This window comes from Ensifer sp. ENS02, from assembly GCF_014851885.1.
GTDB lineage: Bacteria > Pseudomonadota > Alphaproteobacteria > Rhizobiales > Rhizobiaceae > Ensifer > Ensifer adhaerens.
Window position 1 is genome coordinate 296,042 of record NZ_JACVAO010000001.1, and the last position, 16,359, is coordinate 312,400.

A 16,359-nucleotide genomic window follows, 5' to 3' on the forward strand; every position below is an offset into this window, starting at 1 on the left:
CCGGTTACCGTGCCCGGCCAAGGCAGCGATGGGCTAACCGTTATAGACGACGGAAATCTTGTTTCCGGAGGGATCGCGCATGTAGGCCGCGTACCAGTGCGGCCCATAATGCGGCCGCGGATTGGGGGCGCCCTCATCCGTTCCGCCATTGGCCATGCCTGCCTGGTAGAAGGCATCGACGTCCTGACGGGACTGGACCATGAAGCCGACCATCGAACCATTTCCAGCGCTTGCCGGTTCATTGTTGAAGGGCTTGCAGACCCACAGCACGGGACCATTGCCGGTTCCGCCTTCGGAATAGGCGCGCCAGTCCGGAAAGTCCGTGTGCGCCTTCCAGCCGATCGTCGCCAGGGTGGCATCGTAGAAGGCATTGGACCTGGCGGAATCCAATGCACCGACGGTCAGATAAACGCTCATGATTTCCCCTTTTTTAAGCGGTGAAGCCAGGAGAATTCATAGAGCGAAAACGTGAACAAAGAAAGAACAAATGGTAGCGACGACCATGGCGAAGATTGTCTGGCCGGCAGGGCGGGCAGCTCGTGCCCTCCCGGTGCCGACAGCATGGCAAAGGTCGTTTCGAGAGCCCGACGCAAACGGCCGGGCTCCCGCTGCCTGGCTTACCGCTTAGCTGGCAAGTCGCGCCTTGCTCGCTTCGAGAAAGGCGGCGAGCGTCACCGGCGTCGCGCCGGTCAGCGCGGTGACATCGCCCGTCACCATGTCGATGTGGCCCCCGCGGGTGTTGGCGTCGAAGGAAACGACGATCGGGATCAGGAAGTCCGGCAGGCCGGCGCTCTTCAGGCCGCCTGCGAGCGCCTCGTCGGAGATGTGCACGACGTTGAGGGACTTGCCGGTCGCCTTGGCGACGAGGGCTGCGATCTCGTCCGTCGAGCGCAGCTCGCCGCCCGTCAGCGTATAGGTGTGGCTCTCGCTTGTGGAGGCGGCAAGGGCTGCGGCTGCGGCCTTGGCGGCATCACCGCGGGCGATGTGGGCGAGGCGGCCTTCGCCCGAAGAAGAATACCATTGCCCGGTCTCAAGGGCATGCGGCAGCGCCATGAACAGGTTCTCCATGTACCAGCCGTTGCGCAGGATCGTATAGGGAATGCCGGTCGCCTTGATGGCGTTTTCAGTGCCGAGATGATCGGGTGCGAAGGGAATGACCGAGGTTTCCGGGCTCGGCATCGAGGTGTAGACGATGTGCTTGGCGCCGGCCTTCTTCGCAGCCGCAACGGCGGCCAGATGTTGCTTCAGCCGCTTGCCGGGCTGGTCCAGCGCGTCGGTCGAGATGATCAGGATCCGGTCGGCGCCGGCAAAGGCTTGGTCGAGCGAAGCGGGATCGTCGAAATCGGCGACGCGGGCCTGAACACCCCTGGCGATATAATCGGCGAGCTTCGCCGTATCGCGGCTGGTGGCGATGATCCGGGCCGGTGCGATGCCGGACGCAAGCAACTGGTCGAGCACGAGCTTGCCGAGTTGGCCGGTTGCGCCGGTGACGAGCAATGTATCGGACATGGTCTTTACCTTTTCTGTTTTGGCCGAGACGGAAACGCGCGCAGAACGCCGCGGCGCAGGCCTCGCCGGCTCTTCCTGCCGTTGCCTGGGAGATGCTTCGGCACATGGTCTCTTTTTGAGACTTGCTCTTATCGCGTAATCGCAGTAGGGCTGTAAAGGAGGCAGTTTTTTCTGCTGTGGTTACAAAAAGGGTACCGCCGATGAACAAGCCGACCGGGGACATGAAGGGCAAGCGCGTGGCGATCGTCTGCGGCGTGCCGATGGATATGGAAAACTGCCCGGTCCGCGACGTCATGGACAATATCGGCGGCAAGTGGAACTCGCTGATGATCCTGTCGCTCGCCGACGGCCCCTTGCGCTTCTCGCAGCTCCGCCGGCTGATCCCCGACATCTCCCAGCGCATGTTGACCCAGACGCTGCGGGACCTGCAGCGCGACGGCTACATCCACCGCACCGTCTACCCCACACAGCCGCCGAGCGTCGAATATGCGCTGACCGATCTCGGGCGCTCGCTCCTCGGCCTGCTCAAGCACTTCGTCGACTGGTCTGTGGAAAACCACGGCGCCATTCGGGCCGCGCGCGAGGTGTATGACGCGGAGGGGTAGCCGCTTCCATTGTGGCAGCGTGCCATCCTTGAGCCGGGTTGGTTCGTGCGCGCCGTGGCGGGTCTTCCTCTTTTGTTTCCCGCGATCGTTACGGAGTTTGCCCCTCACCCTAACCCTCTCCCCGCAGGCGGGGAGAGGGGACGCGCCCGTTCGGAACGCTGCCGACTGGGGCAGCCGTCAGGGGAGTGGACGCACGCGATATTGATGACGGGCGCGTGCCACGTTGATGTAACGGCCACTGCCGAGGGCGTGGGTGAAGTGAGTGCGCGCGCTACATGCAACGGCGCCACCGATTGGGCGCAACGGTTAAACGAGCGGGTGCCACGGGTCTCCTTCGCCCCGCCTGCGGGGAGAAGGTGGCCGGCAGGCCGGATGAGGGGAGGTCGTCCCCGCGCGTTCCTTGGACCACGTTGCGCCACGCGCGACGTCGTGTCCCGGTAGCGTGACCTTGCCCTAGCACTTTGATTTTCCCTATAGTTTCGCCGATCATCCGCGTCACCTTGGGGAACCATGAAGACACTTCATATCGGCATAGCAGGCGCCGGCCCGGCGGGGCTGGCAGCGGCACTGATGCTGTCGCGGCGCGGTCATCGGGTGGAGATCCTCGAGCGGTTCGACGCAGCTTCACCTGTCGGTTCCGGGCTGATGCTGCAGCCGACGGGGCTGACGGTCCTGAACACACTCGGCCTGTTGCAGCCGATGCTGGTCCTCGGCAGCCGGATCGACCGGCTCTATGGCGCCGATGCCAAATCCGGGCGCACCGTGCTCGACGTGCGCTATGATGCGCTCGCCGGTGGGCGCTTCGGGCTGGCGGTGCAGCGCGCGGCCCTCTTCAATACGCTTCACGATGCCGTGGCCGCGGCCGGGCTGCCGGTCAAGACCGGCGTCACCCTGACCGAGGTTCGAATGGCTGGCGGCAAGGCGGTGATGCTGGACGCGCAAGGGCATGAGGCGGGCGCCTATGATCTGGTGATCGATGCAAGCGGCGCACGCTCGGCGCTGGCAGCCGGTTCGACCGCCGCGCCCAAGGTGCGCGAGCTTGCCTATGGCGCCTTCTGGGCGACGCTCGACAGCGACGGCCTCAATCATGATGCGCACGCTTTGGTGCAGCGCTACGACCGGGCGAAGGTGATGATCGGCATCCTGCCGGCGGGCCGCGCGCGGATGGGCGAGCGCGACCGGGTCGCCTTCTTCTGGAGCCTCCGGGTAGCGGACGCAGACGTGATACGGCAGGCCGGGCTCGATCGCTGGAAGGCGCGCATTCTCGATTACTGGCCGGATTGTGCGCCGTTGCTGGATCAGATCAGTGACTGGGAGCAACTGACGCTGGCGCGCTATGCGCACCGCACGATGCGCCGGCCGGTCGCCGGCCGCATCGCCTTTGTCGGCGACAGCGCCCATTCGACGAGCCCGCAGCTCGGGCAGGGGGCGAATATGGCGCTGCTCGACGTCGCAGCACTTTCGCATGCGCTGGAGACGGCTGGCGATCTCGATGCCGCACTTGCCGCCTATGCCGCCGCACGCCGCAACCACGTCGCGCTGTTCCAGCTGCTGTCGCTTCTCTTCACGCCCTTCTACCAGTCGGACTCGACGGCTCTCGCCTGGCTGCGCGACAGGCTGGTAGCCACAGTTGCGCGCACCCCGCCGATGCAGGGGCTGCTCGTCTCGATCGTCTCGGGCACGCTGATCGACCCGTTCAAGCCGGTGGGGCTTGCCGAATGCGATTGGCAGGCGGTGCGGGGCGGCGCGGACGAGCGCGGCCAAGCGGCCGCTCCGGCGATTTCCACCTGAGACGGCCGCGAATCCTGTATCAAGGCGATCCGGATGGCGGATGGAGGGGGTGATGGCGGACGGCGTGGCGGCCATTCTGGTGCATGTGGCCGATACGCAGGCGGGTCTTGTCTGGTATCAGCGCGCATTTCCTGACGCTGAACATCCGTTTCTTGCCGCCTTTGATTTTTCCTATCTGCGGATCGGCACCATCGATCTCGAAATCGTCCAGGCCGACGAGAAGGTGGCGAGCGGTGCTGCCGGTTCCGTCGTCTACTGGGCGGTCGCGAACCTCGATCGGGCGCTCGCCCATTTCGAGGCGCTCGGCGCGGTTCTCTATCGCGGGCCGATGGCGATCCAGGAGGGGCTGTGGATGTGCCAGGTGCGCGACCCCTGGGGCAATTGCATCGGCCTTCGCGGGCCGCGTCCGGGAGAGGGCGGCATCGGCAACGAGGCGGAGTTCTGAATGGCGACGCGGGTGGAGATCGTTGCCTATGACCCAGGCTGGCCGCAGTGCTACCGGGAGATCGAAGGGGACCTTAGGCGCATCCTCGGTGCGCTGGCAATCGCCGTCGATCATATCGGCAGCACGGCCGTTCCCGGCCTGGCCGCAAAGGCCGTCATCGACATCGATGTCACCTTGAGGGGGCTGCCCGACATTGCGGCTGCCAGCGCCTTGCTCGTTGCGACCGGCTACCAGGCGCGCGGCAACCGGTACGACGACGATGTCTGGGCCTTTATGCTGCAGGAGGTCGAGCCGAAGCGGCGCATCTATCTCTGCCCTCCGGACAACGAGACGCATCGACGGCGTCTGGTCTTCCGCGACCATCTGCGCAGCCATGCGGACAGCGCCTTGGCCTACGCAGCGCTGAAGGCGCGGCTCGCCGAGACCTATCGATATGACGGCGATCGCTACACCGCTGAGAAGACGCGCTTCATCAACGCGATCGTCGACCGCGAAGACCGGATGACAGGAGATCGGTCCGCTATGGTGCAAGCAACAGTCACTTGCGAGATCCGCTACCGGCTGAAACCGGGCCGCTTGGCGGAATTCGAGGCCTATGCGCAAACCTGGATGACGCTGATCGGGCGGCACGGCGGGACGCATCACGGCTATTTCGTGCCGCGCGAAAAACCTGAGGGCGTTGGCGCCAGTTTTCCGGGGGTGGGCGAAGATGGAGCCGGCGACATCGTCGTCGCGCTCTTCACCTTTGCGGACGAGGCGGCGTATCTGCGCTATCGCAGCGATGTGGCCGCGGATCCCGATGGGATGGCAGCGAACGCGCTTTACGCCGACGATCCGCCGTTCGTGAGCTATGAGCGCGTCTTCCTGCAGCCGCTTGCGCGCCGCCGATAGCCGTCTTTGTGGCGGCTGATCGATGTGGCGCGATTGGGCAGCCTAGCCTAGCCCTCGGCTAACTACGCGGCCCGCTTGAGGCAAACCCCATCCAGTGCGAATTCGACGGCAGCTTCCGCGTGGATCGCGGTGGAATCGAAGCCCGGCAGCGGCAAGGCTCTCGGGTCGAGGGTCAGACAGATTTCGGTGCAGCCGAGGATGACGGCGTCCGCGCCTTGCGCTTCGGCCTTGTCGATCAATTCGATCAGCGCCCGGCGGGACGAGCGCAGCACCTTGCCGGCGCAAAGTTCGTCGAAGATGACATTGTGCACGAGGGTGCGGCCGTCCGCATCCGGCACCAGGATGTCGATGCCGTGGCTTCTCATGCGCTCGGCATAAAAGCCGTGCTCCATGGTGTAGCGGGTGGCAAGCAGCAGCGGCCGGCGGCTGCCTGCGGCCTTCAGGCGCGCTGCCGTCTCGTCGATGATGTTGATGAGGGGGATGTCGATTGCTGCCTGAACCTGGTCGGCGATCAGGTGCATGGTGTTGGTGCAGATCAGCACGCAGTCCGCACCGGCCGCTTCGAGGCCCTGGGCGACATCGGCAAGCCGCTTGGCAGCGTCTTCCCAGCGGCCGGCCTTCTGCAGGTCGACGATCGACTGGAAGTCGACGGAATGCAAAAGCACCTCGGCCGAATGCAGCCCGCCCAGGTGGTCGCGAACGGCCTCGTTGACCATGCGATAGTAGACCGCCGAGCTTTCGAAGCTCATGCCGCCGATAAGACCGATCTTGCGCATAACCATTCCTCTCTGTCCGCTACTGCCGCCGTCCGTGGCGACCGTCGTTTGATGGGCTGAACTATGCCGCAGGGTCGGCGGCAATGGTTCGCTTTGATGGGAGCAAAAGCGGCCATGCGCGCGAATGGTTTGCGCATGTTGGAGTAAATGTGCAATTATGTAGCGTAGGAATTTCTGATCATGGGAGGGATCGGCGTGCTCGACGATAGAGACAGGAAGCTGCTGGCGCTGCTGCAGCAGGATGCGAGTGTGGCCGTCGGCGAATTGGCGGAGCGGGTGAACCTGTCGCTTTCGGCCTGTTCGCGCCGCATCCAGCGGCTGGAGGAGGCGGGTTACATCGCCAGGCGCATCGTCGTGCTCGACCGCGAGCGCATGGGCGTGCCGACGACCGTGTTTGCCTTGATCAAGACGGCGCACCACTCGGACGAATGGATCGAAACCTTCCGCCGGGCGATCAGCGATATCCCCGAAATCGTCGAGGCCCATCGTCTGACGGGAAATCATGACTATATCGTCAAGGTCGTGCTGCCGCGTGTCGAGCACTACGACGTGGTCTACAAGCAGATTGTGCGCAAGGTCGAACTCTTCGACGTCTCCGCCTCGATCTCGATGGAAATCCTGAAGAGCGGCACGGCGGTGCCGGTCGATTATGCGGTGTGAGGCGAAATGACGAATGACGCTGTGAGCAAGGCGGTCGGTGGCGACGTTGCCGATGCGCTGGTGATTGTCGATGTGCAGCGGGCCTTCATTTCCGGGCCTGAAGCCGTGCCCGGCCATGTCGATCTGCAACGGGCCGTTGGCCTGCTTCTGCAGAAGGCGCGTTCGGCCGGCGTGCCGGTGATCTTCCTGCAGAACGATGGGCCTGAGGGCGCTGTCGACGAACCGGAGACCGATGGCTGGCAGTTGTTCTTTGCCGCCAAGTCAGGCGAGGTGGTGGTGCGCAAACGGCACGACGACGGCTTCGACGGCACCGATCTCGAAGACCAGCTCCGGGCGCGCAAGGTCGAGACGATCGCGATCTGCGGCATGCTTTCGGAAATGTGCCTGGCGGCGACAGCCCGCACGGCCATGGCTAAGGACTTCACCGTGATCCTCGCCAATGACGCACACGCCACCTATGACGTGCCGCCCGGGCCTGGCCGCTCGCCGATGGTGCCTGCGCGTCTCGCCGCACGCGCGGCCGAATGGTCGCTCGGTGACGAGATCGTGCTCACGGATGCGGTGGAAGACATCGCCTTCGCCGTCGCGTCTCCGTCCTCTTAAGCTTCCCCTCCGGGTTTCGCCCGTGAGGGCGGGCCGAAGCGGGCCGCATAGTCCGAGGGCGCGATGCCCTTGCGGCGCTGAAAGGCGCGGCGCATGCGCTCGGCGTTTCCGAAGCCGAAGAGAAACGGCGCTTGCGAGACGGGCACGTCCCCGCGCTGGAGCGCCTCGCAGGCCGCGTCGACCCGCAATTCCTCGACGAATTGCGCCGGGCTTGCGCCCACCTCCTGCGTGAACAGGCGGGAGAAACTCCGTTCGCTCATGCGCGCCATGTCCGCAAGCCGCGGCACGGAGAGGTCGGCTGCAAGATCGGAGCGGATCTCGGCCACCAGCGCATCGAAGCGGTCGCCTCGGCTCGTCATCTGCTGGTGCAGGGCGGCGCTGAACTGGCGCTGGCCGCCCGTGCGCTTGACGTAGAGCACCAGGGAGCGCGCGAGCCGCAGGGCCTCGCTGCGGCCGAGGTCCTCTTCGACCATCGCAAGCGCCATGTCGATGCCGGCGGTCACACCGGCGGAGGTCCAGATGCCGCGATCCTGCTCGTAGATCGAATCCTCGCGCACGTCGATATCTGGGAAATCCTGCTGCAACTGGGCGCAATCTTCCCAATGGGTCGTTGCGCGCCGCCCATCAAGATGGCCGCCGCGCGCGAGAATGAAGGCGCCGAGGCAGATGGAGCCGAGGCGCCGACATTGGCCGGCCATGGCCGCCAGGAATGCTTGCAGCCCTTCCGAATTCGCCGCTTCGAGCGCGCTTTGCCCGCCCGAGACGATGAGCGTGTCGGGCGCGGCGCAATCGGAAAAGGGGCGGGTATCGAGCGCAACGCCTGTGTCCGTTGCGACCGGGCCGCCGAACTCGGAGACCAGCGCGATGGAATAGGCCCGGGAGCCCGACGCGGTGCGGGCGTCGTTGAAGACCTGCAACGGGCCGGTCACATCGATCAGCTTGGTGCGGTCGAAGAGCACGATCGCGACCGTTCGCACGTCTTTTTCGGGTTTGGCATAAAACGAGGGCATATTGTCATTTATGCCAAAGGCTTTTCATGGGAGCAAGCGGGGACATCATCCGCAACCGATGGAGCCGACCATGCTGGAACTCAGACCGAACTGCGAACTGTGCGACCGCGACCTGCCGCCGGCGTCCGCGGACGCGCGCATTTGCTCTTACGAATGCACCTATTGCGCAAGCTGCGTGGAAACGGTGCTTCACAATGTCTGCCCGACCTGCGGCGGCGGATTTGCGCCAAGGCCGATCCGGCCCCAGCGGTCCTTTCGCCCGGAAAAGCGGTTGGGTCTCGGCTTTGATCCCGCCAGCGACGTACGTCGCCATTCACCGTTTACGGCTGAGGATATTGCGGCGCATGTGGCGCGGATCCGGCATCTCGCGCCGGACGAGCGCTGACGGTTGCGGGCTGTTCTTGATTTTTTGCAAGGGTGACATGAGGTGGTTGCGCTTGTCCTTGGCGGTCACAACCCCAATGTTGTGGCATGTCCAACGGAAGGCCGGTCGCAAAGCCGACTGGAAAGAACATGCAGGACAGGCATCACGTGGTCGTTGTCGGCGGCGGGTTTGGCGGATTGCAACTCGTCAAGGGGCTTGCCGGCGCGCCGGTGAGGATCACCCTCATCGACCGGCGCAACCATCATCTCTTCCAGCCCTTGCTCTACCAGGTGGCAACAACGCTGATCGCGACCTCCGAAATCGCCTGGCCGATCCGCAGCCTCTGGCGCGACCGGCCGGAGGTGACGACGCTGCTTGGCGAGGCGAGCGATGTCGACGAGGCCGGAAAGGCCGTGGTGCTCAGGGACGGAAAGCGGATCGGCTACGACACGCTGGTGCTGGCGACCGGGGCGACGCATGCCTATTTCGGCCATGACGAATGGGAGCCCTTTGCCCCCGGCCTGAAGACGCTGGAAGACGCGACGACGATCCGGCGGCGGGTGCTGCTCGCCTTCGAGCGCGCCGAGCTCGAAGAGGATCCTGATCTCCGTGCCGCCCTCCTGACCTTCACCGTCATCGGTGCCGGCCCGACCGGGGTCGAGCTTGCCGGCATCATCGCCGAGATGGCGCACCGCACGCTTCCCGACGAATTTCGCCGCATCGACACGCGGCAGGCCCGTGTGATCCTGGTGGAAGCGGGGCCGCGCATTCTCGCCGCCTTCAGCGAGGATCTTTCGGCCTATGCGGTCAAGGAACTGGAGCGGCTCGGCGTCGAGGTTCGCACCGGTACGCCCGTGACATCCTGCACGGAAGAGGGCGTTGTCATCGGCGACCAGTTCGTCGGCAGCCGTACGCTCGTCTGGGCCGCCGGTGTGCAGGCCTCGCCCGCTGCCCGCTGGCTGGATATCCCGGCCGACCGCGCCGGCCGGGCGATCGTCGGCGCTGACCTCACGGCTCCCGGCCATCCCGACGTTTTCGTCATCGGCGACACGGCTGCCGTCACCTATGACGGCGGCAAGCCGGTGCCGGGCATTGCGCCCGCCGCCAAGCAGCAGGGCGCCTATGTGGCCGACGTCATCCGCGCGCGGCTTTCAGGCGACAAGCCACCCGGAGACTTCCGCTATCGCCACCAGGGCAGCCTTGCCACCATCGGTCGGCGCGCGGCGATCATCGATTTCGGCCGCTTCAAGCTCAAGGGCGCGCTTGCCTGGTGGATCTGGGGCATCGCCCACATCTACTTCCTGATCGGCACGCGCAGCCGCTTCGCCGTCGCCTGGAGCTGGTTCTGGACCTATCTGAGCGGACAGCACAGTGCCCGGCTGATCACCCAGAAGGAGACGCTGAAGGAGAAGGGGTAAGGGCGAGAGGCGGCCAATGTAACGGCCGCCGTCGTCGCTTACTTCTGCACCTTCACGATCAGGATCATCGGCCGGTCCATCTCTTCGGCCAGTGCCGGGAGCTCGGCGATCTGCTCTTGCGGCGGCCGCCACTCCTCGACGTGGCGGATGGCGAAGCCTGCGCCAATCAGTGTGTTCAGCGTCGTGCCGATGGTGCGGTGGTGCTTGATCACGCCCTTGGCCAGCCAGTTCGTCGTGCGCGGGCCTTCGGCGGAGTAGTGATCAACGGGCCAGGTGCGCTCGCCATCGGTGATGCGCCAGCCGGGATTGTGCGAGGCCATGTAGATCGGGTGCTCGATGGTGAAGACGAAATGGGCGCCGGGTACCAGCGCCTTGTGGATGCTCGCGACCAGCCGGCCGAAATCCTCGACATAGTGGAAGGCCAGCGAGCTGTAGGCGAAGTCGAAGCTCGTTTCGGGCAGGTCGAGCTGGTCGAGATCGGCAATCTTGTAGTCGATTACTGGATCTGATGTGTCGGCCTTGGCGCGGGCGATCATCTTCTCGGAGAGATCGAGCCCGAGCACATGGGCGGCACCGGCCTCGCGGGCGTGGCGCGAAAACCAGCCATAGCCGCAGCCGAGATCGACGACGCGGCTTCCGGAAAGATCCGGTAGGAGCGCGCGAATCGCCGGCCATTCCGCGGCCCCGGCAAGACCATGCACCGAGCGCCCGAGCTGGCTGTAGCCCTCGAAAAACTCCTGACGATCATAGATGTTCTGGGCCATGGCGGTCTCTCCTTCTGGCTGTACTTGTGCCGGCACGCGCCGCGAAAGGGGCGCGGGCGTCTGCGCGCGTTAGGGCGAGTGGGCATCCGGTGCCGTTACCGCGGGAACAGCATGTGCCTTTCGATCCTGCTCGAAACCGGCGGCGCTTCGAAGTGCCGGCGCGTCGATTGATAGGGCGCGTGTTGCCGCAAGGTCAAGTTGCGGCTGAAGTGCAAGCTTCTATTTCGTTTTTTTTGAGGGGTGCTAATGTTCGATTCTCGTGGTCCAGTCCGATTTGCGGAGGCGTAATGTCCGAAGCCATCCATCCTGCAGCCATCCATCACCTGCCGGGCTTTATTACAGCCCCGGGCCAGTCCGACTGGCTTTTGAATGCGGTTGCCGTTTTTCTGATCGTGGCGATTTTCGCGCTCGGTACACTCTATCTCAGGCTGCATTCGCTGCCGGAGGTCATGGCGCACAAGACCAACAAGATCCAGCTGGAGCTGGTGGCGGTCCTGGCGCTCCTGTCGCTGCTCACCCACAACAACCTCCTGTGGGGCGCAGCTCTGCTTCTCGCCCTGATCGACCTTCCCGATTTCTCCTCGCCGCTTTCATCGATCGCCGGTTCGCTGGAGCGGATTGCCGGTAAGGTGGACCAGCCGACCGTGCCGGAGGCGAGGGACGTGGAGGCCGAGCCTGCAGCAAGCCATCCACAGCCGCACGCGTTGCCCGGCCACGGCCACGCATCGCCCGCTCAGCCATCGACGGAAGGGAAGGCATAAGCCATGTTCGAGTTTATCCTTTGCTCGATGCTGACCATCCTGCCCGACTATCTCTTCCGCCGTTACGGCCAGGGAAAACGCATCGGGCGCGAGATCACCATCTATTCGGTCTGGTTCGAGCTGCGCTGGGGCATCACCGCCTGCATCGTGCTGACGATCTCGCTGATCACGCTGATTTTCTACTTCCATCCGTCGACGAAGAACGTGACGGCCGCGTTCCGTACGGTCGCCGTGCTGCCGGAGACCAACGGGCGCGTCACGGAGATCTATGCCACGCGCTTTGAGAAGGTGAAGGCCGGCCAGCCGCTGTTCAAGCTCGACAGTTCGGAGGAGGAAGCGGCCGCCGAAGTCGCCCGCCGCCAGATCGCCGAGGTTGACGCCGAATTGGCTGTCGGTCGCACCGAGCTTGTTGCCGCTGATGGCGCGATCGTCCAGGCACAGGCCGACGTGAAGCAGGCCGAGGACGAATACAACACACAGGTGGAGCTTAACCGGCTCAACCCGAACGTCGTTGCCCGCCGCGAAATCGAGCGCAAGCAGGTGCTTCTCGAAGGGCGCAAGGGCGCGCTGACCGCTGTGCTTTCCAACAAGCAGACGCTGGAGACGAAGCTGCAATCGCTGCTGCCGTCGCAGAAGGCCAGCGCCGAAGCGGCGCTGAAGCAGGCGGAGGTCGATATTACCAAGACCACCGTGCGCGCCGGCGTGTCCGGCACGCTGCAGCAGTTCACGCTTCGGGTCGGCGAAATCGTCAACCCGCTGCTGAGGCCAGCGGGCGTGCTCGTGCCGGAAGACGCGGGCCGGGCCCGGCTGGTGGCCGGCTTCGGGCAGATCGAGGCTCAGGTGATGAAGCCCGGCATGATCGGCGAGGCGACCTGCGTCGGCAAGCCGTTCACCATCATTCCGCTCGTCGTCACAGAGGTGCAGGACGTGATTGCCTCCGGCCAGGTGCGCGCCAGCGACCAGCTGATCGACGTTACGCAGATCTCGCAACCCGGCACGCTGACCGTGGTCATGGAGCCGCTTTATCCCGGCGTGCTCGACGACGTTCCGCCCGGCAGCAGTTGCATCGCCAATGCCTACACCAGCAACCACGACGAACTGGACAAGCCGGGGATCAGCACGCTGCAGTGGGCCTATCTGCACGGTGTCGATGCCGTTGGCCTCGTGCATGCGGCGATCCTGCGCATTCAGGCGCTGATGCTGCCGGTGCAGACGCTGGTGCTCGGCGGGCATTAAGCACGAAGACACGCGGCCGGGGTTTCCGATCCCGGCCGGCGCCTGCCGCCTGCAGATATTCCCCTTCAGGCGGGCCACCGCTTCCTTCAGCCTCGTCCGATCGGCCTGCAAACGTTGAACGCCCTCCTTGCAGGCGGGTCCCATCTTCCAGCGCCAAAGCCCGCGCGGGGTCCTCGCGGTTGAAGCGGTCGCGTGTGCCGTCGAATTGCGATGCGAGACAGCGCATCTTCGCCCGGCAAGATCGCCTCGGCTGCATCGTCGAGCTTGCCGGGATCGATGGTTTCAAGGGCGTGGAATTCAACGGACAGCTTCCCACCTGAAAGGCCGCAATGTTTGCGGGAGCGATCTATGCGGCGCTATCTTCCGTTGCGTCTATGCCTTGCCTCCATCTCTGAAAGGTCCCGAGAGCGCCGGGCCGTCACGGAGGGAAAAGGGGTGTCCAAAAATGATTGAGCCCCCGTGGGGACGGAGGCTCAAGCGCGCAATAAAATTAATAAAGCAACTGCACTGCAATATAACCACAAGCATGCATACTCTTCCGGGGATTGCATACTTCCGGGGCGCAATCGCAAGTACAGTGTGGCAAAAGCGTGATCTGAAAGCAATGGATTTTAAGGGGATTTTAATAGTCAATTTGGGTTACGGGAAAATCCCCAGCTTTTTCACCCAATCGGGTCAGGATTTTCCTGACGGTAGCCCGCATGGACAAAGACAAATCCCCCACACTCCCTTTTAGGTCTCGTCGGTCCCGATCGGCAGCGTCCAGGGCTCCCATATCGCATCGTGTATCGCGCCCTGGCGCAGGTAGAAGCGCTTGGCATTTTCGTTGCTCGCAAGCACCGACCATTCGATGCGCGGTGCGCCGATCGCTGCGGCATGACGTTTCAAGGCGTCGATCAGCGCCGCGCCGGCTCCCAGGGAACGTGCTGTTTCATCGACGAAAAGTTCCTTCAGCACCAGCGTCGGCTTCAGATCGTAGGTCCAGGGGATGACGTAATGCACAGCGATGCCGATGACACGGCTGCCAAACTCCGCGACCAGCACGCCAAAGCGTGGGTTGTCGCCAAGCCCATGCTCGATCAGATCGCTCTCGGTCACGCGGAACGCGTCAATATAAGCTTCGAAGACTGCAAGGCCGCGCATCAGCCGCAGCACGCAGGCGACGTCATCTCGTTTAAATGGGCGGACGATAACGGGTGACGCGGGCATCGCGATATCTCGTGCAAAGGGGTTAGCTGTCCGGGGCGGGTTACCGAGGGCCGGTGGAAGGCCGAACTTACCGCATCACTTGCCGCAATCGCGATCGATTTCAGGCTGAAATCGATCGCGATCCAAAATGCTGCAGTGCCGCGCATCCGGCAAGGCGTGCGGCGCTGCAAAGGGCGTTTGGCGCCGGCTTAAGCAGCGAGCAGAGCCTGCGCTTCGCCGGGGGTAGCGCCGGTCGCAAAGGCGAGGCCTTCGTCTTCCCAGCCGGTGATGCCGCCGATCATGATCTTCACCGGCCGGCCGAGCCTGGCGAGCTTGAGTGCGGCCTGGTCGGCGCCGTTGCAATGGGGGCCGGCGCAATAGGCGACGAAGAGGGTATCGGCCGGCCACTCGGCCAAACGCTCCGCAGTGATCTGCCGGTGGGGCAGGTGGATCGCGCCCGGCACGTGGCGGCGCGCATAGGCCGCATCCGAGCCGACGACGTGCAGCAGCACGAAGTCCTGCTCGCCGCTCTTCAGCGCCTGGGCGACGTCGGAGCAATCGGTCTCGACGCTGAGCCGCCCGGCAAAATGGGCAATGGCGATCTCAGGCGATGCGGCGGGAATTTCGGTGACGGTGCTCATCGGGGTTCTCCTTGGCTCGGTGCGCGTTGACGAGGATATGTGTAGCAGCGCTGGATCAGGGCTGGCAGTTGGCAACATTGCCATATATGCTCAAGATCATGCCAAAGTCGTTTTCCGTTGCCGCACCACTCACAAACCCGCTCGTCGTGGCGCTCGCCTATGACGGGCTCTGTACCTTCGAGTTCGGCGTCGCCGTCGAGATGTTCGGCCTGCCGCGGCCGGAAATGGGCGAGGGCTGGTACCGCTTTGCCGTCGCCTCGGCCGATCCGGGTGAGCTTAGGGCGACCGGCGGCGTTCGCTTTGTCGCCGACGGCGGCATCGAGCTTTTGGGCCACGCCGGCACGATCATCGTGCCCGGCTGGCGCGGCGCCGATCAGCCCGTGCCCGAGGCGGTGTGCCAGGCGCTGAGGGACGCCTGCGCGCGGGGCGCGCGCGTGCTTTCCATCTGCTCCGGCGTCTTCGTGCTGGCGGCTGCCGGGCTGCTATCGGGCCGGCGGGCGACGACCCACTGGCGCTATACCGACAAGCTGAAAGCGCTTTATCCAGACATCGAGGTGGTGCCGGATGTGCTCTATGTCGATGGCGGCGAGGTTCTGACCTCGGCTGGCAGTGCGGCCGGCATCGATCTCTGCCTGCACCTGATCCGCCGCGATTTCGGCAGCGAGGCGGCCAACCGCGTCGCCCGCCGTCTCGTCGTGCCACCGCATCGCGATGGCGGCCAGGCACAGTTCATCGAGCGGGCGGTGCCCGACGTGCATGAGAGCGCCCGGCTCGGGCCGCTGCTTGACCGTATGCGCGAACGGCTCGGTGAGGACTTTTCGATTGCGGCGCTGGCAAAGGCTGCGGGCATGAGCGAGCGCACCTTCCTGCGCCGCTTCGAGGCGGCGACCGGCACGACGCCGGCGCGCTGGCTTTTGTCCGAGCGGCTGTCGCGCGCCCGGCAATTGCTGGAGGAGACCGCGCTCGGCATGGAGCAGGTGGCGGAAGCCTCCGGCTTCGGCTCCACCCAGACACTGCGTCATCACTTCCGCCAGCAGCTTTCGACGACACCCGCCGCCTACCGTGCCGCCTTCGGACGGATGGCGGGGCCGGCCACAAACGTGGCTGCGGAGTAACCTTCGCGGAACGTTGATCCGGTATGTGATGCGGGCGAGTGGACGTTATAGGTAGGCACGAGGCGATTGTGACAACGACTTCAAAGTCACAGCGAGTGAAGCGCAAGGTGGGTGATATCCTGCGCGTCGATCTGGGCTCTGGTGGGCACTCCTATGCGCAGGTTGCGAGCGAGCCGTTGATCGTCTTCTTCGAAGGCGTGTTCACAGCAGACCTCTCAGTCGAGGAAATTCCCGCTCTGCCCGTCGCGTTTACACTTGGTGTGTCCAGGCATGCGGTGACCAGTGGGCTCTGGCCAGTGATCGCTTCGCGACCGTTGACGCCAGAAAGTGCGCGGGAGCCGTTCTTCTTCAAGCAGGACGTCATCAACGGCCGCCTGTTTCTCTATCATTCCACCTTCGCCGACCAGAGTTTTGAGCGCCCGGCCTCCCTTGCCGAATGTGAGGGCCTCGAACGTGCCGCGGTGTGGGAACCGGGGCACGTCGTTGACCGACTACGCGATCATGCGGCGGGGCGGCCGAACCGATGGGTGGAGGCGTTGAAAATCGACACCTCGCGCCTGACATCCCCAAGCCGACCTTAGC

19 protein-coding genes are annotated in these 16,359 nt (G+C 64.5%); 12 read left to right on the top strand and 7 right to left on the bottom strand.

All coding sequences use genetic code 11. The features are described 5' to 3' along the window. Positions 1–33 precede the first annotated feature (33 nt). The gene (locus IB262_RS01440; protein WP_034792755.1) at positions 34–417 is read right to left on the bottom strand and encodes a VOC family protein; all 384 of its coding nucleotides are present in this window, start codon (positions 415–417) and stop codon (positions 34–36) included. Positions 418–624: 207 nt separating this feature from the next. Continuing rightward, positions 625–1,509 carry an SDR family oxidoreductase gene (locus IB262_RS01445; protein WP_060516005.1) on the bottom strand — a complete coding sequence of 295 codons (885 nt, stop codon included), beginning with the start codon at positions 1,507–1,509 and terminating at the stop codon, positions 625–627. Between the two features lie 200 nt (positions 1,510–1,709). On the opposite strand from IB262_RS01445, the gene IB262_RS01450 reads away from it, so the two are divergent. The 4 genes from IB262_RS01450 to IB262_RS36635 all read left to right on the top strand — a co-directional run bounded on the left by IB262_RS01450 (position 1,710) and on the right by IB262_RS36635 (position 5,241). Next, positions 1,710–2,114 carry a helix-turn-helix domain-containing protein gene (locus IB262_RS01450; protein ID WP_060605391.1) on the top strand — a complete coding sequence of 135 codons (405 nt, stop codon included), beginning with the start codon at positions 1,710–1,712 and terminating at the stop codon, positions 2,112–2,114. A 510-nt stretch (positions 2,115–2,624) separates the two neighbouring features. Continuing rightward, a complete protein-coding gene (locus IB262_RS01455; protein ID WP_192357107.1) occupies positions 2,625–3,905 on the top strand; it encodes an NAD(P)/FAD-dependent oxidoreductase in 1,281 nt (426 codons plus the stop codon). Between the two features lie 52 nt (positions 3,906–3,957). Further along, a complete protein-coding gene (locus tag IB262_RS01460; RefSeq protein ID WP_192493362.1) occupies positions 3,958–4,350 on the top strand; it encodes a glyoxalase/bleomycin resistance/dioxygenase family protein in 393 nt (130 codons plus the stop codon). Beyond that, positions 4,351–5,241: a GrpB family protein gene (locus IB262_RS36635; RefSeq protein WP_112974895.1), complete on the top strand. Its 891-nt coding sequence runs from the start codon at positions 4,351–4,353 to the stop codon at positions 5,239–5,241. A gap of 62 nt (positions 5,242–5,303) precedes the next feature. Here IB262_RS36635 and IB262_RS01470 read toward each other — a convergent pair whose 3' ends face one another. Next, the gene (locus IB262_RS01470) at positions 5,304–6,023 is read right to left on the bottom strand and encodes an aspartate/glutamate racemase family protein (protein ID WP_113506259.1); all 720 of its coding nucleotides are present in this window, start codon (positions 6,021–6,023) and stop codon (positions 5,304–5,306) included. 189 nt (positions 6,024–6,212) lie between these two features. On the opposite strand from IB262_RS01470, the gene IB262_RS01475 reads away from it, so the two are divergent. Both IB262_RS01475 and IB262_RS01480 read left to right on the top strand, forming a co-directional pair. Further along, on the top strand, positions 6,213–6,677 hold the full coding sequence (locus tag IB262_RS01475) for an Lrp/AsnC family transcriptional regulator (protein WP_043622517.1): 465 nt from the start codon (positions 6,213–6,215) through the stop codon (positions 6,675–6,677). Positions 6,678–6,683: 6 nt separating this feature from the next. After that, a complete protein-coding gene (locus IB262_RS01480) occupies positions 6,684–7,280 on the top strand; it encodes an isochorismatase family protein (protein WP_089043496.1) in 597 nt (198 codons plus the stop codon). Here the strand turns inward: IB262_RS01480 and IB262_RS01485 are convergent. Continuing rightward, on the bottom strand, positions 7,277–8,257 hold the full coding sequence (locus IB262_RS01485) for a helix-turn-helix domain-containing protein (RefSeq protein WP_218685282.1): 981 nt from the start codon (positions 8,255–8,257) through the stop codon (positions 7,277–7,279). The two genes, IB262_RS01480 and IB262_RS01485, sit on opposite strands and share 4 nt — an antisense overlap. Positions 8,258–8,360: 103 nt before the next feature. On the opposite strand from IB262_RS01485, the gene IB262_RS01490 reads away from it, so the two are divergent. Next, a complete protein-coding gene (locus IB262_RS01490; protein WP_034793634.1) occupies positions 8,361–8,675 on the top strand; it encodes a DUF1272 domain-containing protein in 315 nt (104 codons plus the stop codon). A gap of 128 nt (positions 8,676–8,803) precedes the next feature. Then, positions 8,804–10,072: an NAD(P)/FAD-dependent oxidoreductase gene (locus IB262_RS01495; protein WP_112974977.1), complete on the top strand. Its 1,269-nt coding sequence runs from the start codon at positions 8,804–8,806 to the stop codon at positions 10,070–10,072. A 38-nt stretch (positions 10,073–10,110) separates the two neighbouring features. Here the strand turns inward: IB262_RS01495 and IB262_RS01500 are convergent, their stop codons facing one another. Continuing rightward, the gene (locus IB262_RS01500) at positions 10,111–10,836 is read right to left on the bottom strand and encodes a class I SAM-dependent methyltransferase (protein ID WP_112974892.1); all 726 of its coding nucleotides are present in this window, start codon (positions 10,834–10,836) and stop codon (positions 10,111–10,113) included. A gap of 287 nt (positions 10,837–11,123) precedes the next feature. On the opposite strand from IB262_RS01500, the gene IB262_RS01505 reads away from it, so the two are divergent. Both IB262_RS01505 and IB262_RS01510 read left to right on the top strand, forming a co-directional pair. Next, positions 11,124–11,597, top strand: coding sequence for a hypothetical protein (locus tag IB262_RS01505; protein ID WP_051659258.1), 474 nt, complete (start codon positions 11,124–11,126; stop codon positions 11,595–11,597). Positions 11,598–11,600: 3 nt separating this feature from the next. Beyond that, entirely contained in the window at positions 11,601–12,833 is a 1,233-nt protein-coding gene (locus tag IB262_RS01510) for an HlyD family secretion protein (RefSeq protein ID WP_034792791.1), read from the top strand. 732 nt (positions 12,834–13,565) lie between these two features. Here IB262_RS01510 and IB262_RS01515 read toward each other — a convergent pair. Both IB262_RS01515 and IB262_RS01520 read right to left on the bottom strand, forming a co-directional pair. Next, positions 13,566–13,988 carry a GNAT family N-acetyltransferase gene (locus IB262_RS01515; protein ID WP_051659259.1) on the bottom strand — a complete coding sequence of 141 codons (423 nt, stop codon included), beginning with the start codon at positions 13,986–13,988 and terminating at the stop codon, positions 13,566–13,568. A gap of 242 nt (positions 13,989–14,230) precedes the next feature. After that, complete coding sequence (locus tag IB262_RS01520) at positions 14,231–14,662, bottom strand: rhodanese-like domain-containing protein (RefSeq protein WP_060582746.1); 432 nt, start codon at positions 14,660–14,662, stop codon at positions 14,231–14,233. A gap of 86 nt (positions 14,663–14,748) precedes the next feature. On the opposite strand from IB262_RS01520, the gene ftrA reads away from it, so the two are divergent. Continuing rightward, positions 14,749–15,777, top strand: a complete 1,029-nt coding sequence (gene ftrA, locus IB262_RS01525; protein ID WP_112974891.1) for a transcriptional regulator FtrA — start codon at positions 14,749–14,751, stop codon at positions 15,775–15,777. 68 nt (positions 15,778–15,845) lie between these two features. Further along, positions 15,846–16,358: an Imm26 family immunity protein gene (locus IB262_RS01530; RefSeq protein WP_210337603.1), complete on the top strand. Its 513-nt coding sequence runs from the start codon at positions 15,846–15,848 to the stop codon at positions 16,356–16,358. Position 16,359: the final 1 nt, after the last annotated feature.